Here is an 18,200-nt window from a genome sequence, read left to right as displayed (position 1 = left end):
GGATCACGACAGCATAATTATCACTCGACCAGTGCTAACCTTAAATCAAAGACCTACAGGAGATGGCAGCATGAGTTATCAACATATCTTAGTCGCAATAGACCTTTCTGAAGACAGCAAACATTTAGTAGAAAAAGCGGTGTCATTAGCCAAACCACTAAATGCAGATGTGTCGTTTATTCATATTGATGTTAACTACGCCGAGCTGTATACCGGCCTGATTGATATCAACATGGCGGAAACCCAGCACCAAGCCATTGAAGCCTCACAAAAGCAGCTACAAGAATTAGCTGATCACGCAGGTTACCCTATCAAACATACCTTGGTAGGCAGTGGTGATTTAAGTAATGAACTGTGTGAAAACATCAGTGAATATCACATTGATTTAGTGATTTGTGGCCACCACCAAGATTTTTGGAGCAAACTGCTCTCTTCCACTCGTCAGTTGATCAATTGCACACCGGTCGACTTGTTGGTTGTACCACTCAAGGATTAATCGCTTCACTGAATAATCTGGTTTAGACTGGCGGCTGTTATTGATAATGAGTATTGGTTATGGGTTATCTATCAGCCGTCACGTTACTTTGGGCGTTTTCATTTAGCCTGATTGGCGTCTATTTGGCAGGCCAAGTGGACTCTTGGTTTTCGGTATTTATGCGCGTGGCGCTGGCCAGCGTAGTCTTCCTGCCGTTTATAAAATTCAAAGGGGTCAGCAAATCCCTGATCGCTAAACTAATGGTGGTCGGCGGCTTCCAGCTCGGATTGATGTATTGCTTCTACTATCAATCATTTTTGCTTCTTTCCGTGCCCGAAGTGCTGCTGTTTACCGTTTTCACCCCTATCTACGTCACCCTGATTTACGACCTACTTAAAGGCCGCTTCTCGCCTTGGTATCTTGTCACAGCGGGGATTGCCGTAGTCGGTGCGGCATTTATTAAATTTGCCGGAATCAATGAAAACTTCTTACTTGGTTTCCTTGTCGTGCAAGGCGCAAACCTCTGCTTCGCGATTGGCCAAGTCGGCTACAAATACATCATGGAGACCGAACAGGTTGAGCTGCCACAGCATGCGGTGTTTGGCTATTTCTATTTAGGTGCGCTCGTCGTAGCAACCATCGCCTTTAGCTTAATGGGTAACCTAGATAAACTGCCTACCACCAGCACTCAATGGGGTATTCTGATTTACCTTGGTCTGATCGCTTCCGGCTTGGGATATTTTGCATGGAACAAAGGTGCGACCATGGTTAATGCGGGCGCCTTAGCCGTTATGAATAATGCCTTAGTGCCAGTCGGTCTTATCGTCAACATCGTGATTTGGAATCGCGACGTCGACTTACCGCGCCTGATGATTGGTGGTGCCATTATTCTGCTCTCTCTATGGGTCAATGAAACTTGGGTGAAACGCAAAGTCGAACACAGTTACGCGACCACAGCCAAATAACGTCATTAAGCCAATAACAAAAAGCCCGCTCAGTTGAGCGGGCTTTTTCGTATTTAGAGCGATGATTAGCTCATCGATGCTTTCACATAAACATCAAATCGATTCTTTTTGGTTTCAATCGCCATGCTCGGTTTTATTTGATTAAGCCATTCAGCATAATCAGGGCGCTTAACCACGACTCGTTTGGTCGCCAAGGCTAAAGCCGGTTCTAACAACGCATCCGCATCATTATCCGCACCAACCAAAGATTGGAACACTCGCATCTCTTTTTTGACTAAAGCACTTTTCTTTTTGTTTTCAGGATGTGGGTACATAGGGTCAAGATAAACCACATCAGGAGCAACAAAGTCAGGATCATTGGCCAGCATATCCAACGCATTGTGGCTTGAGGCATGCAATAGCGACATTCGCTCCGTAACCCACGCACCAATTTCGTTATCTTGCTTAGCTCGAGTCAAGCCATCATCGAGCAGTGCAGCGACTACTGGGTGACGTTCAACCATTTGGACTTTACAACCCAATGAAGCCAAAACAAACGCATCGCGCCCAAGACCGGCCGTACCATCCAATACCGTTGGCGTCGCGCCTTTATTGAGACCCGCCGCTTTTGCAATTGCTTGCCCTTTACCACCACCAAATTTACGGCGGTGTGCCACCGCACCAGACACTAAATCGACAAAGATAGCGCCCAGCTTTGGCTCATCAAGTTTACGCAGCTCTAAACGCTGCTCTGTCAGCACTAATGCAAATTGGCTTTGCTTATCATGTTCAAGCCCCCAACGCGTCGCCAGTTCAGCTAAACGATCCGCTTGGTTAAGGTCTTCACAAACAATTTGTAATTGCACAGGTGGCTCCAGTAAAGCGCAAAAAGGAGGCGCAGTTTAGCGAATTTTATTCTTGGCTACTACGCTTGCGTGGTGAACGTTTCACTCTCATTGTTGAGCTCTTCACTCAACTCTTCAACCAACTCAGCCAAAGGCTTCGGTTTTCCAATCGCATACCCCTGAGCATAATCAACACCCAGTTCGATCAGCAGATCGATAATTTGGTTGTTTTCAACAAACTCAGCCACGGTGCGTTTGCCCATTTGCTTGGCTAAATCATTGATTGAGCGAACCATTAGATGGTCCATTTCATTATTATCAATATCACGCACAAATAGGCCATCAATCTTAACGATATCAACCGGCAGCTTCTTTAGATAGCCAAATGAGGATAAGCCCGAGCCAAAGTCATCCAATGCGATCAGGCAGCCAAGTTGTTTAAGCTGTGCAAAAAACTCTATCGCCTGATTCATATTGCTCATGGCTGCGGTTTCGGTGATCTCTAAACAAATTTTATTACACGGCACCGCACTCGCTTGCAATTCATTGAGCAGAAAATCAATGAACTCTTGATTGCCCATCGAGTGACCAGATAAGTTAATCGCACACAGAGCGAGGTTATCCATCGCATTTGGATGTTGTGCTAGCCATTGTAGAGTCTGGCGGACAACTTGCTTATCAATCAAATGGGCAATGTTATAGCGCTCTGAAGCCGGCATAAAAATACCCGGAGAGATGTATTCACCATCCGCATTGCGAATGCGCACCAAAATTTCAAAGTGCATGCGATGGTCGTCTTGCTCTAAACCCAGAATACGCTGAGCAAACAATTCAAGCCGATCATTATTAAGCGCATTGTGCACCATATTGACGCAAGCCATTTCCATTTCACGGCGACGCAAGTCTTGGTCATCTTGGCAGTACAGACTAAAGCGATTACGCCCCTCTTCCTTAGCGGCGTTACAGGCCGTGTCGGCTTGCGCGTGCACCATTTGTGGCGACGTGGCGGTATGATCGATAAGACGAATGCCTATCGAGCACGCCAAGTTGAGTTTAATGTCATCCCAGATAAAGGCTTGCTCTGCCAACATAGCAATGATCGAACTTGCCGCATTCTTGGCATCACGTTCAGTACAATCTTTTAGCAATACCGCAAACTCATCCCCACCCATACGAGCCAAGATGGCTTTATACGGCAGTACCTCTTCCAATAAGCTGGCGCAAAATTGAATCGCTGCATCGCCCGCTTCGTGGCCTGCGGTATCATTAAGTACTTTAAGCTGATCCATATCGAGATAGAGCATGGCGTGAGTTCGGGTATAGCTCTCTACCTCTTTGAGTGCTTTTTCCAGCTCAATTTCAAAGTGGTTTCGGTTGTAAGTATCGGTTAGCAAGTCATGTTGCGCTTGATAGGCGAGCTGATCGGCCATTTGGCGCAAAGTAGTCACATCCTCCCCAACAATCAGTAAGTGGCCACTCTCCACCAGCGGGCGGATATTTTCACGAATCCACAATGAGTGACCATTTTGGTGACGGTATTCCACCTCACGCCGCCAAACCCCTTTCATCACTTGCTTAGGTTGCAACAATACTTGGCGTGGGATACTTGCATCATCATCAACATAAAAAGACTTTAGACGATGACCTAAAATCTGATTCTCTTTGTAACCCAATAACTGCTCAGCAAAACGGTTAACTTGCTGAATGCGATTTTGCTCATCGAGTGTAATCATCATGACCGGTTGCTGATCATAGTAATGACTTAAGCTGGCTTCACGCTCAAATAACCGCTCTTCCGTCAGTTTCCTAGAGGTAATATCGCGTGCTTCCAACAAGATTTGCGCCTCACGATGTTCATGCAGAGGAAGCGGTTTTAACGAAAGTTCGAGTACCATAGAGCCTTGCTCTGGATGCCAAATCTCTGCTTCAAACTGACAATTGCTGCTCTCATCTGGCGCGAGGAAATAACGCTCTATTCTATCGGCCGCATTCTGCTCCCAATGATGATGGAACCAAATTGGCTTCTCTGAGACTGAATTCTGCTGATAGAGTAAATCTTGTAATTTGCTGTTACTTGAAACGATACAACCGTTTTGATCGAGAATACCAATGTAGTGATAGCTTTGGTCAAACACCATTTCAATCAAGGTTTGATTGTCTAACGCCATTTGCTCACTGCGCTTTAAACGACTGAGGTAATAGAGCAGCACCGCTATGACCACCGCCAGCGTGATAAATAAGCTCACCACAAAGCGCAACTGTTCCTCATAGCGCTCGACAAAGCTTAGGGGCTTATTGAAAAAGACCGACGGTGATTCTGTATCAACACCAAGTTGCCATTTGATCACCGCTTGGTAATCTAATTTGATTTCTGGAGAGCCAATTTGTACGACAGGCAGACTAGCATTGGGCTCAGCGAGTACCTTCATCAACTGTCCCGCCGTTTGTTGGCCTTGAATATGACCACTTTGAATCACGCCACCGACCGCGCCAAACCCCATATCTAAATCATGCACCATATAGATTGGCGCTCCGGTAACTTGATTGAGTTGCTGCCAATCTTTCTTACCTGTAATCCAGCCATTGTTGTCACGATAGTAGACCCAAAACAACACACTCGACTGACGGTCGAGCGTTTGAACGAACGCCAGCAAATCGCCGTATGTTTTCGGCGCGAGCGGTTCAATAACCGCTGAATAATCCGGATACATCGCCATAAATTTATCTAACTGCTGACGCACTGCATCACCGGTAATCGAGTAGTCAGTTACCACATAGATTTTCTTAACCTCAGGCTGTAAACGTTCAATCAGGCTGATATTACTCAGTAGATCGATATCTTCGGTTATCCCGGTCGCTTTCAACCCTTGATGCATACTTGGATCATAGTTATTGATACCACCAAAAATGACCGGCGTATCACCCAACTCAGGCGCTAAGCGTTGCATCAGTTGTAAGGCGGTATTGTCACTCACCACGATGGCTTTGAACTTTTCTTCACTAAATTTGGTTTTGTATAGGCGGTAAAGCTGATCAAGATAGGAGGCACTCTGCAAGCGCTTAGTATCTAAATACATCACACGAGTAGAGATTTGACTGTGCTTGAAGACTTCCTCTAAACCTTGTTGAAACGCATCCGTCCAGAAAAAGCCCTGATGATAAGAGTGAATAATCAAGACGTCTTTGTCTTTCGCACTGACTAAGGTGCTAAAAAAAGTACTGAACAAAAAGGAAACGAGTATCAGACAAAAACGCACAAGTTAAACTCTTTAGTAAAAGAAATGAGTGCAACAATGGTATCATCATTGATGATAAATTGTACTCATCTCTACTTAAGTGCTTTAAAGCAGATAGGATTTTTTATGCAAGTACATGCCAACAAACTCGACGATCTTGATAAGGCTATTCTAAAAACGCTGATGGCTGACGCGCGTAAACCCTATGCAGAAATGGCCAAGCAATTTGATGTCAGTCCGGCCACTATCCACGTTCGCATTGAAAAAATGAAAGCGGCCAATGTAATTCAAGGGACAGAGGTTATCGTTGATACCAAAAAACTCGGCTACGATGTCTGTTGCTTTATCGGCATAAACCTCAATGCAGCACGTGACTACCATTCGGCGCTGGCTAAACTCAATGCGCTCGAAGAGGTAGTTGAGGCGTACTACACCACTGGTGCGTATAACATCTTCGTTAAGTTAATGTGCCGTTCAATCGAAGAACTGCAGTATGTGTTGATTGATAAGCTACAAGCGATTGATGAAGTGCAATCAACCGAAACACTGATTTCATTGCAAAATCCAATCAATCGCAATGTTAACCCATAGCGTTGTCACGATAAAAATAACCACGATTTAGATATAAAAAAACCCGCTAAGGCGGGCTCTTCAAAAATGATCTAGCGCGATGCTAAGTAATGCTGTAACTCTTCAACAGAGATACCTTGATCGGCAATTTGTTTTGCGAGGATATCAACTTGCTCATCTTTACGAGCAGCGATCACTTGCTGAAAATGATAAATAATATCGCGTAAGACTGGCACCGGTACTTGCTTGGCTGCACTCTGAATACGTTCGCCACTTTGATTACCTAATTCACCAAGTAATTTACCAAACATAACTTTCTCTGGAGCGGTATCTAGTTGCTCCAATAAGCGAGCCATCTCGTAAGTCGTCAGAGACATGTTATAAAAAAATCCACTAGCTAAAACAGAACGTTAAATATACAACGTTTTGATGATTTCGCCTAGTTATAAGCCAAGTAGGGAGCGTTAAATCCCCTTATTTACTGGCGTTGACTCAATAATCAACGCCAATATCATAGTTGAGAGGCTCACAAATTAAGGCACACAAATAATGTGGGACAGTTAAGCTGCCACTTGATGCCACGCTCGGCCAGATTTGGTGAATAGGACCATTAGCCATGGCAGTACAATTAGCATCTGAATCGCGATCAATGTTTGTGGTTCTAAACCTAAACGTTGTACTAACGCAATCACCAACCCTGACCCACTCATTTGGAATAGGCCCAATAGTGCCGCCGCAGTGCCCGCTTTGTCGCCAAACGGCGCTAGTGCCTTACCTGCTGCTGCCCCTAGGATCCATGCAAAACCAACAGAAGAAAGAAAGATAGGTAGCATAAAAGCGAGTGCCGTTTCGATAGACGCCAATAGCAACATCAACACGCCAGCAAGCATTAGGATCGTCAGGCCAATCATTAATGTCGCGCGCGTGCCGAGTTTGTCCATACATTTCGGCGCAGTCATACAAGCGATGATATTAATTGCGGCATTCAAACCAAACCAAAAGGTGAAGTCGTTCATACTCAAACCCAGCTTCGCCATTAGTACTACTGGCGCCGATGTAACATAAGCAAGAATCACCGCCATCGCTAACATACAAAGGCTAGCATGGAACAGGAATGTTGGCGTTTGTAAGATACTAATATAACGATTGAGCTTAAACACCGGTTCCTTACTTGGTGTTAGGTTGGTCTCTTTCATACCCACAATCATCATCACTAATACCGTGATGGCAAAGCCAGCCATAAAACTAAAGTTACTCCGCCAACCAAACTGCTGAGTCAGCCAACTACCCAAAATAGGCGCCAAGGCGGGAATAAAACATATCGCCCCATTAAGGTAACTGATCATCTTGCCACTTTTTTGTGGTCCAAAGAGATCGCGAACGGTTGCAAAGGCGGCTACAGAAGTTGCGCATGCGCCCAACCCTTGTAGTAATCGAGCCATCAGCATCCATTCAATGCTTTGAGCACTCCACGCCAATAAAGCACTCACGCCATAGATACTGATACCGCCAAGTGCAACCGTTCGACGTCCTAACTTGTCTGCGAGTGGGCCAGCAAATAGCTGACCAATACCCATCGCGAACAAGAACCAACTAATCGTGTCTTGTACCTGAGCATGTTCCACGTGAAACGACTCTTGCATCAAAGGGAATGCTGGTAAGTAAATATCAATCGCCAAAGGACTGAATAGAACCAGTAAAGTAAGCAGAATCATTTGCGATTTAGCGGGTGAAACAGAAGGAGAATGCGGCACAACAAAACCATTAGTGGATGAAATTTGCCTAAGTGTAAGTTAGGCTAGATATGACATCCAATGACATTAAGTCATTCGAGATATTCTAATTAGGAATAGCTATGAACATTGAAAAACTTGCCCGTATTGATCTCAATTTACTGGTCTGTTTAAAAGTACTCACCGAGGAGCTAAACGTCACTCGCAGCGCTAACCGACTCTGTTTGTCTCAATCCGCTGTCAGTAAGAACTTAGCCAAACTTCGTCAGCAGTTCGACGACCCATTGTTCATTCGCAATGCGCATGGTTTAACCGCCACACCTAAAACGCTATTTCTGAAACCCAAACTGGATAACCTGATCCATCAACTGGAACAGTTAACTCAGCCTGAACAATTTTCCCCTCATTCAAGTGACTACCGCTTTCAAATTGCAGCAGTGGAAAGTGTCTACCCACTGATTTTGCCGCACTTCTTACCGCAGATTTTTAAGCAAGCACCAAATGTAACCATCAGTACCCACCCTTGGAATGACCAAACTTTTGCTCTGCTGCAACGAGGGGAATTGGACTTAGGCATTACAGGGAAAGATATCGATATCAACGATGCCAAACTCACCATGCTGCCACCCACTGATATTTGTGAACAAGAGATCTATCGCGACAATCAGATGTGCCTGCTTCGTAAAGATCACCCTGCGCTGACACAACCATGGAACTTAGCCAACTATCTCAAACAGCGTCATGTACAAGTTCGTTGTGATGGCAATGATCGCTGGTTACTCGACTACCGTCTGGCCGATATCGGAGCTGAGCGCGATATCGCGGTAACTGTACCCGATTTCAACAGTGCGGCCAGCCTATGCTGCTATACCGATTTCGTCTTTACTGCACCGAGCCACTTTGTGCACCTTGCTGCCAGTCAAAACAATCTCACTGTTTTGCCATTGCCTCTAGAGTTCCCGCCAATGGCTTATACATTGTTTTGGCATCGCGATCGCGAGAGTGATCCGGCCCTCTCATGGCTTCGCTCTCTGATCACCGAAAAAACCAACTCATTACGTTAACAAAGCAATTTTCACTCTAGATTGAAATACGTTGCCACAAAGGAAACAAAACAAACTCTTGCGCTAACAATTGCAGCCATGCGGCAAAAAGAGTAGCTTATTCTCGATTATCGCTACGCTTGCGCGGCCACTCTATTTGAAGGATTAACGATCATGCTTACAAACACTGAACAGCGTTTGAGCGCCATTAGACAATGGCTTGTTCAGCACGATATTGATGCACTTATTGTGCCTCACGAAGATGAATACTTGGGTGAATACGTCCCAGCACATAACGAACGCTTACACTGGCTAACCGGTTTTACTGGTTCGGCTGGTGCCGCTGTCATCACTCAAGATAAAGCGGCGATATTTGTCGATGGCCGTTATACCGTTCAAGTGACTAAACAAGTACCTAGTGAGCTATTTGAGTACCGTCATCTCATCAATGAGCCAGCATTAGATTGGATTATTGACCATGTTACTGCGGGTAAAAAAGTGGCTATCGACCCACGCATGCATTCTGGCGCGTGGTTAGAAGTAGCGCAGGCGAAGCTAACGAAGCAACATCAACTAACCATATTGGAAACCAATCCAATTGATGAGCTTTGGCTCGACCGCCCTGCTGCCGTTGTCTCTGAAGTACGCTTAATGGCTACGGACTCAGTTGGCCAATCCAGTGCCAATAAACGCGAACAAATTGGCGCCATTGTTGCTAAGCAAGGTGGCGATAGTGCCGTAATCACCGCACTAGATTCTATCTGTTGGCTGCTGAATGTACGCGGGCTGGATGTATCACGCCTGCCAGTGCTGCTTTCTCATGTCATCTTACACAGCAATGGCAACGTTGAGTTCTTCCTCGATCCTGCACGTCTACCGAGTGAGTTTGCCCAACATGTTGGCCAAGGTGTCAGCGTTTATCATCCAGAGCAGTTACAAGATCGCTTGGAAGCATTAGGCGACTCTAAGGTCCTACTTGACACCAATACCAGCAACGCTTGGTTTAAGTTAGTGCTACAAAATAGTGGTGCAACCGTTATCTCAGCCGCCGATCCCTGTCTAATGCCAAAAGCGGCTAAAAACGCCACTGAGATTGCAGGCATGAAAGCTTGCCATATTCGTGATGGTGTTGCGATGGTGACGTTCTTATCGTGGCTTGATAATGAAGTCGCTCAAGGCAAACTGCATAACGAGGCACAACTTGCTGATAAGCTGGAAGCAATTCGCCGCATGGATCCAAGCCTAATGGATCTGAGCTTTGATACTATTTCTGCAGCTGGCGGCAATGCTGCTATGTGTCACTACAATCATGAAAATCAACCAACACCAGGTCAACTAAGCCTCAACACACTGTACTTGGTCGATTCAGGTGGTCAGTATTTAGATGGCACTACCGACATTACTCGTACAATTGCGATTGGCCAGCCAAGTGACGATATGATTAAGCAATTTACCTTGGCCCTAAAAGGCCATATTGGTATTGCTCGAGCTCGTTTCCCGCAAGGGACTCGAGGCTTCCAACTCGATACTCTTGCACGCCAGCATTTGTGGGCTGAAGGCTACGACTATGACCACGGCACAGGCCATGGTGTCGGCCACTTCTTGAGTGTACATGAAGGTCCTGCCAGCATCTCAAAACGTTTAATTGATGTCCCACTAGTTGAAGGTATGGTGCTATCGAACGAACCTGGTTATTACCGTGCTGAAGAGTTTGGTATCCGGATTGAAAACTTAGAGCTTGTGGTTGAACTGCCAACGCAAGGTGACTTCTCAGTTCTGACTTTTGAGTCGCTGACACGTTGTCCGATTGATGTACGCAATATCGACGTCAACCTACTCACTCGACCTGAACTGGCGTGGCTAAATGAATACCATGATAAGGTATGGCAAGATTTAAGTGCATTGGTAGCCGGCGATGTACAAACCTGGTTGCGTCAAGCAACGCTTCCGCTCAGTCACTAATGTTTGACAATATCGGCCAAACATCACGACTCATTAGCAATGATGTCTCGTGTATGACCTAATGAAAAGGCTTCCTACGGAAGCCTTTTTTGTTTCACGTGAAACACTCATTCGCCACTCAATGGAATCTACCCCGAATAGGCTGAATGCCAGTCACGCCAGATGGGATCAAATCCCTTACTCCGAATCATCGCTTCAACGCGACTCGCACTCCGTTCATCACTAATCTCAAACTGCTCTAGCTCGCTATCCTCTAACGCATACCCTCCCGGTTGAGTCTTAGATGCCGCAGACATTGCTGTAATACCTAACGGTAATACATTATCGCGGAATACTTCGCTTTCGCGTGTAGAAAGTGATAATTCAACTTCGGAGTTTAACAAGCGATATGCGCAGATCAATTGCACCAATTGCTTATCTGTCATCACCGATTTTGGTTGTAAGCCACCTTCACATGGTCGCAGGCGCGGGAAAGAAATTGAATAACGCGTTTTCCAATAGCGACGTTCTAAGTAGTCAAGGTGCGCAGCAACGAAGAAGCAATCGGTACGCCACTCTTCCAGTCCAATCAAAGCACCGATACCAATCTTATCAATCCCCGCTTTCGCCAGTCGATCGGGTGTTTCTAAGCGATACTCAAATTTGGTTTTATTGCCACGTAGATGATGCTGAGCATACGTACTCGGATGATAGGTTTCCTGATAGACCATCACAGCATCAAGCCCAAGCGTTTTCAATTCTGCATAGTCTTGCTCGGCAAGTGGCTGAACTTCCATGGCCAAATAGTTAAAGCTTGGCTTGATCAGTGGCAACATTTTCCGAAAGTAGTTCATACCCACTTTCGTTTCGTGTTCACCGGTTACCAGTAAAACGCTGTCAAATTTCATTGCTTTGATCGCTGCAACTTCCGCTTCTATTTCATCTTCAATCAAGGTACGGCGCTTAATCCGGTTCTCCATCGAAAAACCACAATAGCTACAAGCATTGGCACATAAATTAGAAAGGTAGAGCGGAATATAGAGCGACATTGTATGCCCAAACCGCTTACGGGTAAGCGCAAAGGATTGTTGTGCCATCTGCTCTAAGTAAGGTTCAGCCGCAGGTGAAATCAGCGCTTTAAAGTCTTCCAAATCACGCCTAGGCTTGGCTAAGGCGCGCTCAACATCCTTTGCCGTTTTAGCGTAAATAGATAACGAAATGTCATCCCAATTGAGTTGATTGAATCGGTTAACAAAGCTCATAGCATCAACCTAGTTATCCAGAAATGAAGTCAAAGGACTCGAAGCAACAGCATGCGATACTTGCCCAGCAAGACCTGACTCATAAGCCATACGGCCAGACTCGACGGCGAGCTTGAAGGCGATAGCCATCGCAACCGGATCACTCGCTGCGGCAATGGCGGTATTGACTAATACCGCATCTGCGCCAAGCTCCATCGCTCGTGCGGCATGAGATGGCGCACCAATACCGGCATCAACCACAACCGGTACAGATGCCTGATCGATAATAATCTCCAGGAAATCTTGTGAAACAAGCCCCTTGTTTGAACCAATTGGCGCACCTAGAGGCATGACTGCAGCGCAACCTACCTCTTCTAACCGCTTACACAGAACAGGATCAGCATGACAATAAGGCAAGACGACAAAGCCATCTTTAACCAGTTGCTCTGCCGCTGCTAAGGTTTCAATTGGGTCTGGCATCAAATATTTAGGATCAGGATGAATTTCCAGTTTTAACCAATTGGTTCCTAGTGCTTCTCGCGCAAGATGAGCCGCAAAGACGGCATCTTTGGCATTCTTTGCCCCAGAGGTATTTGGTAACAGGTTGACGCCCGATTCAATCAAAGGAGACAAGATATCATCATGCTTATCGTTAATATCAACTCGCTTGAGGGCCATCGTCGCCAACTGAGATTCTGAAGCAATGATCGCACGGGCCATTAAACTCGAATTGGCAAATTTACCTGTTCCAGTGAACAACCGTGAATGAAAGGCTTTATCAGCAATTTTTAACATCATTAACCTCCTGCAATCGCTTGAAATAGTGATATTTCATCACCTTCACAAAGCAAGGTGCTCGCCCAAACACTGCGGGGCACTACCTGATTATTAATCGCAAATACACATCCTTGATGAGGAAGTTTGCATTGGCTAATCAGCTGTTCTAAATCTCCACCACGTGCGATCTGATGCGGCGTTTGATTAATGTAAATCGTAATAACACTCATGATGCGACCTCCGTAGTCGCTTGGGATACGTTGCAGAGCTTACACTCAGAGTCACGCACTATTTTGATGGCTTGCCATTGCATCGTTTGGCCATTGAACAGATGCAACTGATTAGGCTCAACAAAAAATTTACCCGTTGCTAATTTTTGGATTGCAGCCAATGCCTGATAATTTCCTAGAACCCCAACGACTGGACCAATAATGCCCATCTCACTGCACTTACCTTCTTGAGTTGTTTCATCAAATGGAATAAGACAACGATAACAAGGTGACTCTGGTAAATAATCGAAGACCGTAAACTGGCCTTGCCAACCTATCGCAGCTGCAGAAATAAGCGGCGTTTTTTGTTGTGAACAGATTCGATTCACTTGCTGACGTGTGAGCAAATTATCACTGCAATCGAGTACAACATCTGCCAGCATGATCTCAAGACCAAGCTGTTCATCAGCTAAGCGTCGTTCGACAGCCCTAACATTGATACTGTCGTTGAGTTGCTTTAGTTGTTGCATCAGCGCCTTAGCTTTATTGTGCTGAAGATCGGTTTGCCGATAAGCAACTTGCCTTTGTAAATTGCTCTCTTCAACCAAATCATCATCAACAACAACTAAGTGGCCTACACCAGCGGCGGCTAAATAGAGCGTGGCAGCACAACCTAAACCGCCGCAACCGATGACCAAGACATGCGAGTTAACTAGCGATACTTGCCCTTGCTCTGAAACTTCAGATAAGCAAACTTGTCTTTGGTAACGCAAAAATGATCGATCAGATAACATGTTCTGCACCTCGCTCACTAAGGTACATTCGTGTTTTTGGCTGCATGACTCGTCCGAACTCAGACAAGACTTTCTGCGGGTCGGGGGCCAAAGTAATCGCTCGCACAACAGCTAAGCTTGAAACACCACAACACCAGACCTCTGGGGCTGTCGCAAGGTCAATCCCGCCAATCGCCACCGTTGGATAACCAAGTTCATCGTGATAGGGAATCGTATCAATAAGTCGTTGGTATAACGCCAAACGAACCAAACCTTGAGGTTTGGAAGGCATTTCTTTGGTTGTCGTTGGGAATATATGACCAAGCGCTATATAGCTTGGTTTGAGTTGACTGATTCGCAGTAATTCAAAATAACCATGCGTTGATAAGCCAAGACAAACACCCGCTTGATTGATTGAACTAAGGTCAGCATGTTCGATATCTTCCTGACCAAGATGAACACCGAAAGCACCATACTTGAGAGCGAGTTGCCAATAATCATTGATAAATACTTGGCTGTTATGCTGTTTACCAAGATCAATTGCGTGCTTTACTTGCGCTTCCAGGTCACTTTGATTGGCATCTTTTATCCGCAATTGCACGGTGTTAACACCCAGTTTCAATAGCTTTTCAACCCACTCAACACTATCAACTACTGGATAGAGGCCGATTTTTTGCTTGTCTAATCGAGTAAAAGAAGCAGCGCAACGTTGAGTTGACCAACCAACTTGAATACCTAGTCGTTTGTCTTCAAGTACCGGGCGGGGAAACTGGGTAAAATCAGCCGCCCATGTTTCACGTGAAACATTTATCATCGCTCGTGCAAGCGTAAGACAATCTTCAATCGGAAACTCTAAGCTCAATAACACCAACACCCAAGATAGATGTCGCGGCTGCTGTTTATCATCAAGCGTCTGAAGCGGATAAGAAAGCGCCCTAACCTCATCACCCAAGGGATGATGCCATATATCCAAAGCATGACCGCTATCTGCTAGTCCGAGAGAAATGGTATTACGCTGACTAGGAGCAGTCACCACACTCTTCTGATTGCTATAACAAAGATGGTAGTCACTTACGCTATCATCGCTCCCGATAAAATCAGCACCAATGACGAGCTTTTTATCAGCAAGGTTTATCGCAAAAAGCGATGTAGAGCTTACGCCCAACATCACTTGGTCAATCGCAAAGCCATTTTGCTCTGCGACCAACAATGCCTGCTGAATCTCAGCCGTTAGCTCTATCGCAGATGATGGAACCAATATTTCGACCATGATTACTCTGCCTCAGATGCAACCGCTGGGTGATACAACTCAGAGCCCGTCGCTCTAAACTCTGCAGATTTCTGTTTCATCCCCTCAAGTGGATCATCCAGCATTTTGATTGAGATAGCCTGATCAGCTGCGACTTGTTTGGTATCTTTGGCATACTCTCGAACTTCTTGAGAAATCTTCATGGAGCAGAATTTAGGGCCACACATAGAGCAGAAATGGGCGACTTTACCGGACTCTTGCGGTAACGTTTCGTCATGGTAAGCACGAGCAGTTTCAGGATCGAGAGAGAGATTAAATTGGTCTTCCCAACGAAATTCAAAGCGCGCTTTCGATAAAGCATTATCACGAATTTGCGCGCCTGGATGACCTTTGGCTAAGTCAGCCGCATGAGCCGCTAACTTATATGTGATCAACCCTGTTTTCACATCTTCTTTATTTGGTAATCCCAAGTGCTCTTTTGGCGTTACATAGCACAACATCGCACAGCCATACCAGCCGATCATCGCCGCACCAATACCGGAAGTAATATGGTCATAACCAGGAGCGATATCTGTCGTTAATGGGCCTAAGGTGTAAAAAGGTGCTTCATGGCAATGCTTGAGCTGTTCATCCATGTTTTCCTTAATCATATGCATTGGTACATGACCAGGGCCTTCGATGATCACCTGCACATCGTACTCCCATGCAACCTTAGTTAACTCCCCCAATGTGCGCAGCTCAGCAAATTGAGCTTCATCGTTGGCGTCAGCAATCGAACCTGGTCGTAGACCATCACCTAAAGAAAGCGCCACGTCATACTGAGCACAGATTTCGCAAATTTCGCGGAAGTGGGTATAGAGGAAACTTTCTTGATGGTGAGCAAGGCACCATTTCGCAATGATGGAACCACCACGGGAGACAATACCAGTGACACGTTTGGCCGTCATTGGCACGTAACGCAATAGCAAACCGGCGTGAATAGTAAAGTAATCAACCCCCTGCTCCGCTTGTTCGATAAGCGTATCGCGCATCACTTCCCAATTAAGGTCTTCAGCGACACCGTTAACTTTCTCTAGTGCTTGATACATAGGCACAGTGCCGATCGGTACCGGGCTGTTACGCAATATCCACTCTCGAGTTTCATGAATATTTCGTCCTGTAGACAAGTCCATTACGGTATCGCCACCCCAACGAGTGGACCAAACTAGCTTTTCAACTTCTTCTTCGATTGAAGAACTCACCGATGAATTACCAATATTAGCATTGACCTTAACTAAGAAGTTACGACCAATGATCATAGGTTCAGATTCTGGATGGTTAATATTCGATGGGATAATTGCACGCCCTTCCGCGACTTCCTTGCGTACAAACTCAGCGGTAATATCTTTGGGTAAGTTAGCCCCAAAATTCTGCCCTGGATGCTGCTGGTTAAGCATTTCATCACTATATCGAGCGCGCCCCATATTTTCGCGCAATGCGATATATTCCATCTCCGGGGTAATGATGCCTTGGCGTGCATAATGCAATTGTGTTACGCATTGTCCTGCTTTCGCACGACGTATATTAGGTAGATTGCCATAGCGCAGGTCGTCTAGGGTTTCATCGTCTAAGCGCTCTTTCGCATATACCGAGCTAACATCATCCAAAAGCTGCGTATCAGCACGTTCCTCAATCCATAATTCCCTCAGTTTAGGAAGACCCTTATATAGGTCAATGTCATGCTCAGGATCGGTATAAACACCAGAGGTATCATAAACGCGCATTGGTTCATTCGGCTCGAAAATCGGCGCTTCTTTTGTACCGCCAATCAAACTATCTGCCAAGGTGATTTCTCGCATAGGAACACGGATATCAGGCCGAGAACCCTCAACATAAGTTTTTCGAGAGTTTGGGTACGGTTGCACCGAAAGAGTATCTATAAACTGTTTAGCTTCCAGTCTTGCTTGCTTGCGACTCGACATAGCATTTTTCCTTGCTCATTTTTTATAAAACGTATGGGATAAAAATGCTTGGCGGAACGATATGACAAGAGGATCGAGTGTCACTGACAAAAAGTGTGCACTGATAATGAGATGATTTAACCTAGATATAGCGGGATATTTAGGTGCAATGATCTTCTCTTGTTCCCTACGCAGGTCTTAGCCTGATCAGGTTCTACGGATCCCGAATAAACGGTCTCAGCCAAATGGCTCTCCGACAAGTGAAGCAATTATAAGCAATTAGTGATTCGAAACCAAGCCGTACACGCTGTAATTTAACTAAATGTTAACTTTCATTAAAAGTTGGAAGCCAACCCAAGCGGCTGAAATACTTAATACCACATTAAGTAGAACGTTTAGGCCCATCTTGAGAAAAGCACCTTGCTGCATCAGTAAAACGTTATCCATAGAAAAGGTTGAGAAGGTCGTCAATGCACCAAGGAAACCTAAACCAATAATTTGGCGCCATGGCTCAATAGCAAGAACTTCACTTTCAAATGCTGCGATCAGCAGACCCATAATAAAAGACCCGACCACGTTGACCGTTAACGTACCGTAAGGAAAGCCACGTCCTAGCAGTGCGACGCAAAGCTCCGAGACTAAATAGCGGGAACAAGCACCAAATGCCCCACCGAGTGCAATAAAGCCGAGTATGGAAAGTTGGCCCATAAATCCCCCAATATATTCAATGGCTATATTCTAGCCACTTCCACGCGATATAGACACCAAGACAATAATAAATTCCAATAAATTGGTGTTGCTAATGAGGTTTAATTTCAAACGTTACAGGAGTCACTTTAGTGTCAATATCAGCGCAAAAACTATAGAAGCTATCAACATCAGCATAGCTATATTAGATTTAGCGAAAAAGGGGGCTATAAGCTCCTCTGTAGTGACAGCAACGCTAAGGTAAGCTCTATGTATTCGCTAGCAATAAATCCCAGCAACCGTAATACAGGCTAAAATAGAACAATAACAAGAGCTCGTGGCGAACAACCATAAATGCAGACGTAAAAATCCCCAGCATTTCTGCTGAGGCTTAGTATATGGCTGGGGTGGAGAGATTCGAATCCTCAACACGCGCAGTTTTGTAATTAGCGGGATCCGCTGCTCTGCCAAGTAGCGACAAACTCCAAAATCCAGATGTAAAAAAGCCCCAGCATTTCTGCTGAGGCTTAATACCAA

At 45.4% G+C, this 18,200-nt stretch carries 16 protein-coding genes and 1 riboswitch; of the genes, 5 read left to right on the top strand and 11 right to left on the bottom strand.

Annotated elements, in window-relative coordinates:
• Positions 1-70: 70 nt before the first annotated feature.
• Both uspA and RH88_RS21440 read left to right on the top strand, forming a co-directional pair.
• Positions 71-496 (top strand): universal stress protein UspA, encoded by a 426-nt coding sequence (gene uspA, locus RH88_RS21445; protein WP_005599973.1) that lies wholly within the window; start codon positions 71-73, stop codon positions 494-496.
• 59 nt (positions 497-555) lie between these two features.
• A complete protein-coding gene (locus RH88_RS21440; RefSeq protein WP_005599972.1) occupies positions 556-1,440 on the top strand; it encodes a carboxylate/amino acid/amine transporter in 885 nt (294 codons plus the stop codon).
• Between the two features lie 65 nt (positions 1,441-1,505).
• On the opposite strand, the gene RH88_RS21435 is transcribed toward RH88_RS21440, so the two are convergent.
• Positions 1,506-2,285, bottom strand: coding sequence for a class I SAM-dependent methyltransferase (locus RH88_RS21435; RefSeq protein WP_005599971.1), 780 nt, complete (start codon positions 2,283-2,285; stop codon positions 1,506-1,508).
• Positions 2,286-2,344: 59 nt separating this feature from the next.
• Positions 2,345-5,521: an EAL domain-containing protein gene (locus RH88_RS21430; RefSeq protein ID WP_005599970.1), complete on the bottom strand. Its 3,177-nt coding sequence runs from the start codon at positions 5,519-5,521 to the stop codon at positions 2,345-2,347.
• Between the two features lie 105 nt (positions 5,522-5,626).
• On the opposite strand from RH88_RS21430, the gene asnC reads away from it, so the two are divergent.
• On the top strand, positions 5,627-6,091 hold the full coding sequence (asnC, locus tag RH88_RS21425) for a transcriptional regulator AsnC (protein ID WP_005599969.1): 465 nt from the start codon (positions 5,627-5,629) through the stop codon (positions 6,089-6,091).
• Between the two features lie 71 nt (positions 6,092-6,162).
• Here the strand turns inward: asnC and tsrA are convergent, their stop codons facing one another.
• Together tsrA and RH88_RS21415 are read right to left on the bottom strand one after the other, a co-directional pair.
• Complete coding sequence (tsrA, locus tag RH88_RS21420; protein ID WP_005599967.1) at positions 6,163-6,447, bottom strand: H-NS-like global regulator TsrA; 285 nt, start codon at positions 6,445-6,447, stop codon at positions 6,163-6,165.
• Positions 6,448-6,630: 183 nt separating this feature from the next.
• The gene (locus RH88_RS21415; protein ID WP_009386790.1) at positions 6,631-7,785 is read right to left on the bottom strand and encodes a multidrug effflux MFS transporter; all 1,155 of its coding nucleotides are present in this window, start codon (positions 7,783-7,785) and stop codon (positions 6,631-6,633) included.
• Between the two features lie 140 nt (positions 7,786-7,925).
• Here RH88_RS21415 and RH88_RS21410 point away from each other — a divergent pair, with 140 nt between their 5' ends.
• Together RH88_RS21410 and RH88_RS21405 are read left to right on the top strand one after the other, a co-directional pair.
• Positions 7,926-8,867 (top strand): LysR substrate-binding domain-containing protein, encoded by a 942-nt coding sequence (locus tag RH88_RS21410; protein WP_005599965.1) that lies wholly within the window; start codon positions 7,926-7,928, stop codon positions 8,865-8,867.
• Positions 8,868-9,020: 153 nt separating this feature from the next.
• A complete protein-coding gene (locus tag RH88_RS21405; protein ID WP_005599964.1) occupies positions 9,021-10,808 on the top strand; it encodes an aminopeptidase P family protein in 1,788 nt (595 codons plus the stop codon).
• A gap of 128 nt (positions 10,809-10,936) precedes the next feature.
• Here RH88_RS21405 and thiH read toward each other — a convergent pair whose 3' ends face one another.
• The 7 genes from thiH to crcB all read right to left on the bottom strand — a co-directional run bounded on the left by thiH (position 10,937) and on the right by crcB (position 17,684).
• Positions 10,937-12,049 (bottom strand): 2-iminoacetate synthase ThiH, encoded by a 1,113-nt coding sequence (gene thiH / locus RH88_RS21400; protein WP_005599963.1) that lies wholly within the window; start codon positions 12,047-12,049, stop codon positions 10,937-10,939.
• Positions 12,050-12,058: 9 nt separating this feature from the next.
• Positions 12,059-12,823: a thiazole synthase gene (locus RH88_RS21395; protein ID WP_005599962.1), complete on the bottom strand. Its 765-nt coding sequence runs from the start codon at positions 12,821-12,823 to the stop codon at positions 12,059-12,061.
• Positions 12,824-12,825: 2 nt separating this feature from the next.
• Complete coding sequence (gene thiS, locus RH88_RS21390; protein WP_005599961.1) at positions 12,826-13,035, bottom strand: sulfur carrier protein ThiS; 210 nt, start codon at positions 13,033-13,035, stop codon at positions 12,826-12,828.
• On the bottom strand, positions 13,032-13,808 hold the full coding sequence (locus tag RH88_RS21385) for a HesA/MoeB/ThiF family protein (RefSeq protein ID WP_005599959.1): 777 nt from the start codon (positions 13,806-13,808) through the stop codon (positions 13,032-13,034). The genes thiS and RH88_RS21385 overlap by 4 nt, the downstream gene beginning before the upstream one ends.
• Positions 13,798-15,057 (bottom strand): thiamine phosphate synthase, encoded by a 1,260-nt coding sequence (locus RH88_RS21380; RefSeq protein ID WP_005599958.1) that lies wholly within the window; start codon positions 15,055-15,057, stop codon positions 13,798-13,800. Before RH88_RS21380 ends, RH88_RS21385 begins: the two co-directional genes overlap by 11 nt.
• A gap of 2 nt (positions 15,058-15,059) precedes the next feature.
• The gene (thiC, locus tag RH88_RS21375; protein ID WP_005599957.1) at positions 15,060-16,997 is read right to left on the bottom strand and encodes a phosphomethylpyrimidine synthase ThiC; all 1,938 of its coding nucleotides are present in this window, start codon (positions 16,995-16,997) and stop codon (positions 15,060-15,062) included.
• A 146-nt stretch (positions 16,998-17,143) separates the two neighbouring features.
• Positions 17,144-17,242: riboswitch (TPP riboswitch) on the bottom strand.
• Between the two features lie 52 nt (positions 17,243-17,294).
• The gene (gene crcB / locus RH88_RS21370) at positions 17,295-17,684 is read right to left on the bottom strand and encodes a fluoride efflux transporter CrcB (protein WP_005599956.1); all 390 of its coding nucleotides are present in this window, start codon (positions 17,682-17,684) and stop codon (positions 17,295-17,297) included.
• Positions 17,685-18,200: the final 516 nt, after the last annotated feature.

The organism is Vibrio scophthalmi LMG 19158, from assembly GCF_000222585.1.
In the GTDB taxonomy this organism is placed as follows: Bacteria; Pseudomonadota; Gammaproteobacteria; order Enterobacterales; family Vibrionaceae; genus Vibrio; species Vibrio scophthalmi.
Note: the sequence above shows the minus strand (reverse complement) of the source record. Positions and strands in the feature narration are given on the sequence as shown.